Genomic DNA, 6,335 nt, shown 5'->3' on the forward strand with positions numbered 1-6,335 from the left:
TCATGCCACACCATTTATCCAATCCTGAGGCAAGCCAGCATGAGTTAATGGCTTTCATGGCCGGAGATCAGGAGTTTTGCGTGGATATAATGGCTATCCGCGAAATCAGGGGTTGGTCTAGCGCCACACCTCTGCCTAAGACGCCTGGTTATATGAAAGGGGTGATCAATCTTCGCGGAACAATTTTGCCCATCCTGGATCTGTCGGCACGCATCGGCTTGGGCATGTGTGATCCTAGTGGCCGTAATGTCATAATGGTCGTTCAGATCGGCAATCGCAGCGTGGGTCTGTTGGTGGGTGCTGTGTCGGAAATCATCATGGTCAATACGATGGACATTCAGCCAGCCCCTGAGGTTGCACTTGAAGACATGCGGGGACTCATAACCGGCATCATCCCGGTCGGTCAGCGTTTGCTCAGTCTTCTGGATGTCAATCTTCTGTTGCCTGAAACAGAAGTAGAAGCTGCATAATGGCTGCCTTGAACCTCAAAAAAAGCTTGGTTGCTGGCGATTATGTCATGACGGCCGAGGATTTTACCCAAATTGCTGCAACTTTAAAGGAGCGCACTGGAATTGTGCTCACAGAGGGAAAGATTGCGTTGGCCTATTCGAGATTGGCCAAACGTTTACGTCTCTTGGGGTTGCGCAGCTTTGAAGATTACTGCGCCATGCTTAACAGTCCCGATGGCTCTGAAGAATTACAGGAAATGCTGGCGGCGCTGACCACCAATGTCAGCCGCTTCTACCGCGAGCCACATCATTTTGAAACGTTACAAAAAGTGTTTGCCAGCGGCATAGCGCAGCGTGCGCGCACTGGGGAACGTATAAGGCTGTGGTCAGCTGGATGCTCTAATGGTCAAGAGCCCTATTCAATGGCCATGGCATTACTAGCCGCCATGCCCGATGCAGCATCGTTTGATATCAAAATTCTAGCAACCGATATAGATCCTAATGTGGTCGCCGATGGTCGCAAAGGCGTATACAGAACCGATCTGTTGGCACCAGCACCTGAAGTGCTTCGCAACAAATATTTCCAACCCTTTGACGAGCACCGCTTGGTAGTCAAAGAGTCACTGGCTCAGTTGATTACGTTCAATGTCCTTAATCTCATAGGCCCCTGGCCAATGAAACACAAATTCGATTTCATATTCTGTCGCAATGTTGCGATCTATTTTGACGAGCAGGCCCAAGAAAGATTGTGGGCCCGCTTTGCCCAAGCAACAAAGGCAGGTGCTTATTTGTGCATTGGTCATTCTGAGCGCGTAACAGGACCAGGAGAACGCTATTTTGAAACGGCTGGCCTGACGACTTATGTGCGGGGGCCGCTATGAGCATCAAAGTTTTAATTGTGGATGATAGCGCAACCATGCGCCAATTCCTATCCATGGCCTTATCGTCTGATCCTGAGATCGAAGTGGTGGGGATGGCCGAGAATCCCCATGAAGCCCGCACGCTCATTAAGGCACTGTCTCCTGACGTACTGACCCTGGACGTAGAAATGCCAGAAATGAACGGTCTTGAGTTTCTTGAGAAAATCATGCGTCTACGACCTATGCCAGTGGTGATGGTTTCGACATTGACACATATGGGCACCGAAGTTGCTTTAGCGGCATTAGAACTGGGTGCCGTGGACGTGGTTGGAAAGCCGACAAGTTCTCAATCCTTACCTTCCGGATTTCACGATCTTATCACCAAGGTAAAGGCTGCCGCGCAAGCAAAAGTACGTAAAGCCCCACCAGCGGCTGTGACACCTCCTGGAAGACTCTCCGATCGATTGTTCATTCCAAATCCAGGGCACATCGTGGCCATTGGTGCCTCTACGGGTGGGGTTGAAGCTCTTTTAAACCTTATCCCCTCTTTACCCAAAAATTGCCCACCTGTTGTCTTGACCCAGCACATGCCCGCGACATTTACCCCAAATTTTGCGGCCCGACTGGACCGTGCCTCTGCCTTACAGGTGATGGAGGCTGAAGATGGTACCCCCTTGATGGAAGGTCATGTCTATTTGGCACCAGGCGAGCATTATCATTTAGAAGTTGTCAGTTCGCTTAAGCCACGTTGTCGGTTGGTAGATGGTGATTTGATCAACGGACATAAGCCCTCTGTTGATGCGCTCTTTAAATCTGTCGCTTTGCTTAATCGGCCAATGACTGGGGTAATCCTGACTGGCATGGGACGCGATGGTGCAGAGGGCCTATTGGCTATGCGCCAAGCCGGTGCTGCAACAATTGGCCAGGATGAAGCAACCAGCATTGTCTATGGCATGCCCAAGGTAGCCCATGAAATTGGTGCGGTTGATCGCCAATTACCCCTTAGTTCCATTGCTCAGGCGATAGTGTCGTCTTGTTCTGCTCAAAAAAGTTAGTTTAAGGAGCCTACCCATGCCTGCCGCCAGTTCAATTCAAGTTCTAGTCGTGGATGATCAACAATCCATGCGGGTATTGGTGAGAACCTGCCTGACCCAGATAGGGATCAAAGATATTCGTGATGCCTCTGACGGCGAAGCGGGGCTGAAGGAGCTCATCGCAAAGCCAGCACATCTGGTTATTTCTGATTTCAATATGCCCAAAATCGATGGCTTGGCATTTCTGCGCGCCATTCGTGCCCATCCCCCGATTGCCAACACGGCCTTTGTGATGCTGACCGGGCGTGCTGACGCTGAGCTTGTTCAGCGTGCGGTTCAATTTGGAGTCAATAATTTTCTGGTTAAACCATTTACCACGGCACAATTGAAAGCAAAGTTAGAGACTGTGTTTGGAAAGCTATCCTGAGCATGAATGCAAGCCTGCGCTCATATCCTAATCGGATCGCTGTCAATCAGGGCGAACATGTTGCCAGTGGCGACCCACGCGTGTGCCTAACGGCCATCTTGGGCAGTTGCGTGGCGATTTGCCTGCATGACCCGTTAGCGAGGGTAGGCGGCATGAACCATTTTCTTTTGCCCGAAGACCCAGAGGCTAGCCATGACATCACTGGGCGTTATGGGGCGTATCTTGCTGAACTTCTTATCAATGATGTGCTCGCCTTGGGCGGGCTTAAATCAAGGCTACAGGCTAAAGTCTTTGGCGGTGGAAAATTGTTTAAAGGCCTGCGCGACATTGGGGCTTCCAATGCTGCATTTGCCCAAAAGTTTTTAACCGATGAAAGCATCGCGATCGTAGGTGGAAGTACCCAAGGGCTTAAAGCCCGCAGAGTTGATTTTTGTCCTGCTACCGGGCGGGCTTTTCAGAAGTTTGTCTCAGAATCCGCCCCCCCACCACTCTTGGCACCACCTGTTAGCGTTGGTGAAGTGGAGTTGTTCTGATGCCTGACTTGCAAACCTCCTTACTCAATGCGTTGGTCGAAGAGCTCGTGATTATTCGCGACCATGCTATGCGGTTAGAAACAGCTGTCAGCGTTGGCGCATTGGCTATAGGCCATGAAGGGGTTTTGGATGCCCAAAGTCTTGACTATATACTTCAAGCCCTTGAAAGTCTTGCGAAACTTATTGGAGAGCTGGGTGCAGACACGCCAGTAGATCAAGCGATTATGGCGATCCCGCTCAGCCAAATGGCCAAACGTTTGAACTTCCTAGACGCTTCTAGACCCCAGATGGATCCATTAGACGGTCAAACGCTCTTTGACCCAGAAATGTTTTGAGGGCGCCCATTATGTCTTCAACCGTACCATCGACCAATCTCTCACAAGTCACCGCTCTCCTCTTGACCGATGGACCACAAACCATGGAAATGCTATCGGCGGTAACCTCCGGATTTGGGTTGGCGAAGCGCTTGAAGGCACGCACGATTGAAGAGGCATTTGAGTTTCATCGCAACCAGTCCATCGACCTGATTATACTGGATTGCTCTACACAGAATTTTGACGGTGTAGCAATTACACGACGGTTTCGACACGAATTCACGGGGGTGCGTGCAGAAACGCCTATCCTTGCGGTTGCGGGTCACTCAAGTCAGCTGCAGATCAGACGATACCGCGATGCAGGCGCAAGCTTTGTGGTGGCAAAGCCCATGGCACCGAGTATTTTATTGCAGCGTATCTTGTGGCTGGGACGTGATACACGGATTATGATCCATTCCCCCAATTACAAAGGTCCAGATCGCCGCATTCAGGCCAGCGGGCTTCCGGCTGGGGTAGAGATAGGTCGGCGTAGTACTGATTTGGATGAAACCGTTAGTGAGGTCGCTGGTAAAAATCTCGATCAAAGCAAAATAGACGACATGATTAAACCAAAGCGGGTGAACATTCTATGACCTTGAAAAAATCAACTCATTCCTTGGCGCGCAAAATCGCCCGGGCGCCCAAAGTGCCGATTGAAGTGCTAGCAAACCAGAGCCAGATCAATATCGACTTATTGAAGGATGAATTTGAACTTGTTTTGCAAGGTCAAATTCATGACCTCATCGGCTTGTTAAATAGCAAGGATGAGACAAAGATTGATACCATCTATGAGATTTCTTCTCAGATCATAAGTAGTTCAAGTTTCGTTAAGGCTGATTGGATTTCAAAAGTCGCCCAATCCTTGTGCGAGATTCATGAAATTATGGCCTCTCATCAGTGGGATTGGGATGCGGCTGAAGTGCATGGCAAGACCATGCAATTGATCTCGACATTAGGGCGTCTCAACCCTACAGCATGCCAGGGGTTACTGACGGGTCTGCAATCGGTAGTTATGGCCAAGCGCGCACACAGTGAATTGCTGGAGTAATTCAGACAGTCCAGACTTTTTGGGATCAAGCTGCCCGCAAGCCCGACAAGAACACGAAGACATCTGCTTGAAGTTTATTGGCTTGTCCCTTTATTTCTTGGGCAGACTTTTGGGTCTCCTCGGCCGCTGTACGGGTTGTCTTGTTGCCACCGGCCAATGCTGCAATTGCATTGGACACCGATTGTGACCCTGACGCGACTTGGCTGGTTGTCGTGCTGATCTCATCGATGGCCTCGGTTTGCGCCTCAATAGATTGGGAGATCAGCGAAGACATGATAGCGACATTGCCAATGGTTTTGGCAACGGTTTCTATCGCGACAGCTGCGCCTGAGGTAGCCGTTTGTATGCCAGAAATTTGAGTGGCAATTTCCTCAGTTGCTTTGGAGGTTTGCTCTGCAAGAGTTTTAACTTCGGCAGCGACAACAGCAAAACCTCGACCAGCTTCGCCTGCGCGCGCAGCTTCAATTGTAGCATTAAGGGCTAAAAGATTGGTTTGATTAGCGATATCATTGATCAGTTCGATCACTTCGCCAATACGTTGGGCGGATTCACGCAGCTGACCGACGGAGGTGGTTGTATCCATCGCTTCACTTTGGGCCTGTTGGGCAACAATTTGGGCTTGGGTGACTTGTTCAGAGATTAATTGTGCATTGCTCGCCAATTCACTTGCCGCAGCGGCGGCGCGGTGCATGTTATGGGCGCTGTCATTTGTGGTGATCGAGACCGACTCTGTGTGCTCTGCAGTTTCATCTGCCGTCGTGTTTAGCTTAGATGCAGCCTGCATAAGCTCGCCGGCCGCGATCTCAATCGATTTGACAAGCTCTGAAACCGAGGCTTCAAACGTACGCGCTAAGGTGTTAATCGATTGTTGACGTTCCTCGTCGGCCTGGCTTTTAGCCAGTGTGCGGGTTTGCTCGGATTGTGCGGGTGCCATTGCCTTGAGGTGAAATTGATGGATAGAGGTTAGGATTTTACCTACACAATCGTGCGTGTTTGATATCAAATCAACACCTATGTCATTTTGCCCAATTCCTTGCCCGATCCTGTCTAAGGCATAGGCAGCCTGTTCTAGAGGCTGCTCAATCGATCTTAGAATAGCAATGCCAAACCCAATCATCACAGCTATGAATCCCACAGACACAAAGGCAAGTAAGCACAAGTAATATTGTTATTGTGTATTGGCTGCCTCCGAGATCGTGATCGCAAAGTGATCCAGCTCAACGTTTAGCTTGTCATTCGCATCTTGGAGTGCATTCACGGCTGTGAAGTATGCTGGCATTGTTAAGGCAGCAGCACTTGGGTTGGAAAAAGCTAATCCGCTAATGGTCTGCGTCATTTTGAAAAAATCGTCCAGAGGCATTTTTGCGGTATTGACAAGATTTTTAACGCGAACAGGGGTCGTAAGCTTTTCAATCTCAGCCATAAAAAAGTGCAAGGATTTACCATGCTCTTGCACAGCAGCAGCGACATCTTGCGATGAGCCCGAAGCAAGCTTGCGACCGATCATGGTGGCGCGCATAACGTCGGATTGGAGTGCAATGATCATTTTATCTGATTGTTCACATAAAATGCGAGCCTCCCTGATTTGTTGTGCCTGAAATTGTAAATTCCTATACGAACCCATAGTAAGA

10 protein-coding genes are annotated in these 6,335 nt (G+C 49.7%); 8 read left to right on the plus strand and 2 right to left on the minus strand.

Annotation, left to right across the window (positions count from 1 at the left end):
• The first annotated feature begins 2 nt into the window (after positions 1 to 2).
• The 8 genes from PsB1_RS09820 to PsB1_RS09855 are packed head-to-tail and all read left to right on the plus strand — an operon-like array spanning position 3 to position 4,704.
• The gene (locus PsB1_RS09820; protein ID WP_284360846.1) at positions 3 to 470 is read left to right on the plus strand and encodes a chemotaxis protein CheW; all 468 of its coding nucleotides are present in this window, start codon (positions 3 to 5) and stop codon (positions 468 to 470) included.
• A complete protein-coding gene (locus PsB1_RS09825; RefSeq protein WP_284360848.1) occupies positions 470 to 1,330 on the plus strand; it encodes a CheR family methyltransferase in 861 nt (286 codons plus the stop codon). Before PsB1_RS09820 ends, PsB1_RS09825 begins: the two co-directional genes overlap by 1 nt.
• Positions 1,327 to 2,364 carry a protein-glutamate methylesterase/protein-glutamine glutaminase gene (gene cheB, locus PsB1_RS09830; protein ID WP_284360850.1) on the plus strand — a complete coding sequence of 346 codons (1,038 nt, stop codon included), beginning with the start codon at positions 1,327 to 1,329 and terminating at the stop codon, positions 2,362 to 2,364. Before PsB1_RS09825 ends, cheB begins: the two co-directional genes overlap by 4 nt.
• A 16-nt stretch (positions 2,365 to 2,380) precedes the next feature.
• Positions 2,381 to 2,770, plus strand: a complete 390-nt coding sequence (locus PsB1_RS09835; protein WP_284360852.1) for a response regulator — start codon at positions 2,381 to 2,383, stop codon at positions 2,768 to 2,770.
• A 2-nt stretch (positions 2,771 to 2,772) separates the two neighbouring features.
• The gene (locus PsB1_RS09840) at positions 2,773 to 3,303 is read left to right on the plus strand and encodes a chemotaxis protein CheD (RefSeq protein ID WP_284360854.1); all 531 of its coding nucleotides are present in this window, start codon (positions 2,773 to 2,775) and stop codon (positions 3,301 to 3,303) included.
• Positions 3,303 to 3,638: a hypothetical protein gene (locus PsB1_RS09845; protein ID WP_284360856.1), complete on the plus strand. Its 336-nt coding sequence runs from the start codon at positions 3,303 to 3,305 to the stop codon at positions 3,636 to 3,638. Before PsB1_RS09840 ends, PsB1_RS09845 begins: the two co-directional genes overlap by 1 nt.
• Before the next feature lie 11 nt (positions 3,639 to 3,649).
• Positions 3,650 to 4,249, plus strand: a complete 600-nt coding sequence (locus PsB1_RS09850; protein ID WP_284360860.1) for a response regulator — start codon at positions 3,650 to 3,652, stop codon at positions 4,247 to 4,249.
• Positions 4,246 to 4,704, plus strand: a complete 459-nt coding sequence (locus PsB1_RS09855; RefSeq protein WP_284360863.1) for a hypothetical protein — start codon at positions 4,246 to 4,248, stop codon at positions 4,702 to 4,704. Before PsB1_RS09850 ends, PsB1_RS09855 begins: the two co-directional genes overlap by 4 nt.
• 25 nt (positions 4,705 to 4,729) lie before the next feature.
• On the opposite strand, the gene PsB1_RS09860 is transcribed toward PsB1_RS09855, so the two are convergent.
• Both PsB1_RS09860 and PsB1_RS09865 read right to left on the minus strand, forming a co-directional pair.
• On the minus strand, positions 4,730 to 5,821 hold the full coding sequence (locus PsB1_RS09860) for a methyl-accepting chemotaxis protein (RefSeq protein WP_284360902.1): 1,092 nt from the start codon (positions 5,819 to 5,821) through the stop codon (positions 4,730 to 4,732).
• A 51-nt stretch (positions 5,822 to 5,872) separates the two neighbouring features.
• Positions 5,873 to 6,335, minus strand: a 463-nt coding sequence (locus tag PsB1_RS09865) for a hypothetical protein (RefSeq protein WP_284360873.1), incomplete at its 5' end; no start/stop codon positions are given.

It is taken from the genome of Candidatus Phycosocius spiralis (assembly GCF_030158815.1).
In the GTDB taxonomy this organism is placed as follows: Bacteria; Pseudomonadota; Alphaproteobacteria; order Caulobacterales; family Aquidulcibacteraceae; genus Aquidulcibacter; species Aquidulcibacter spiralis.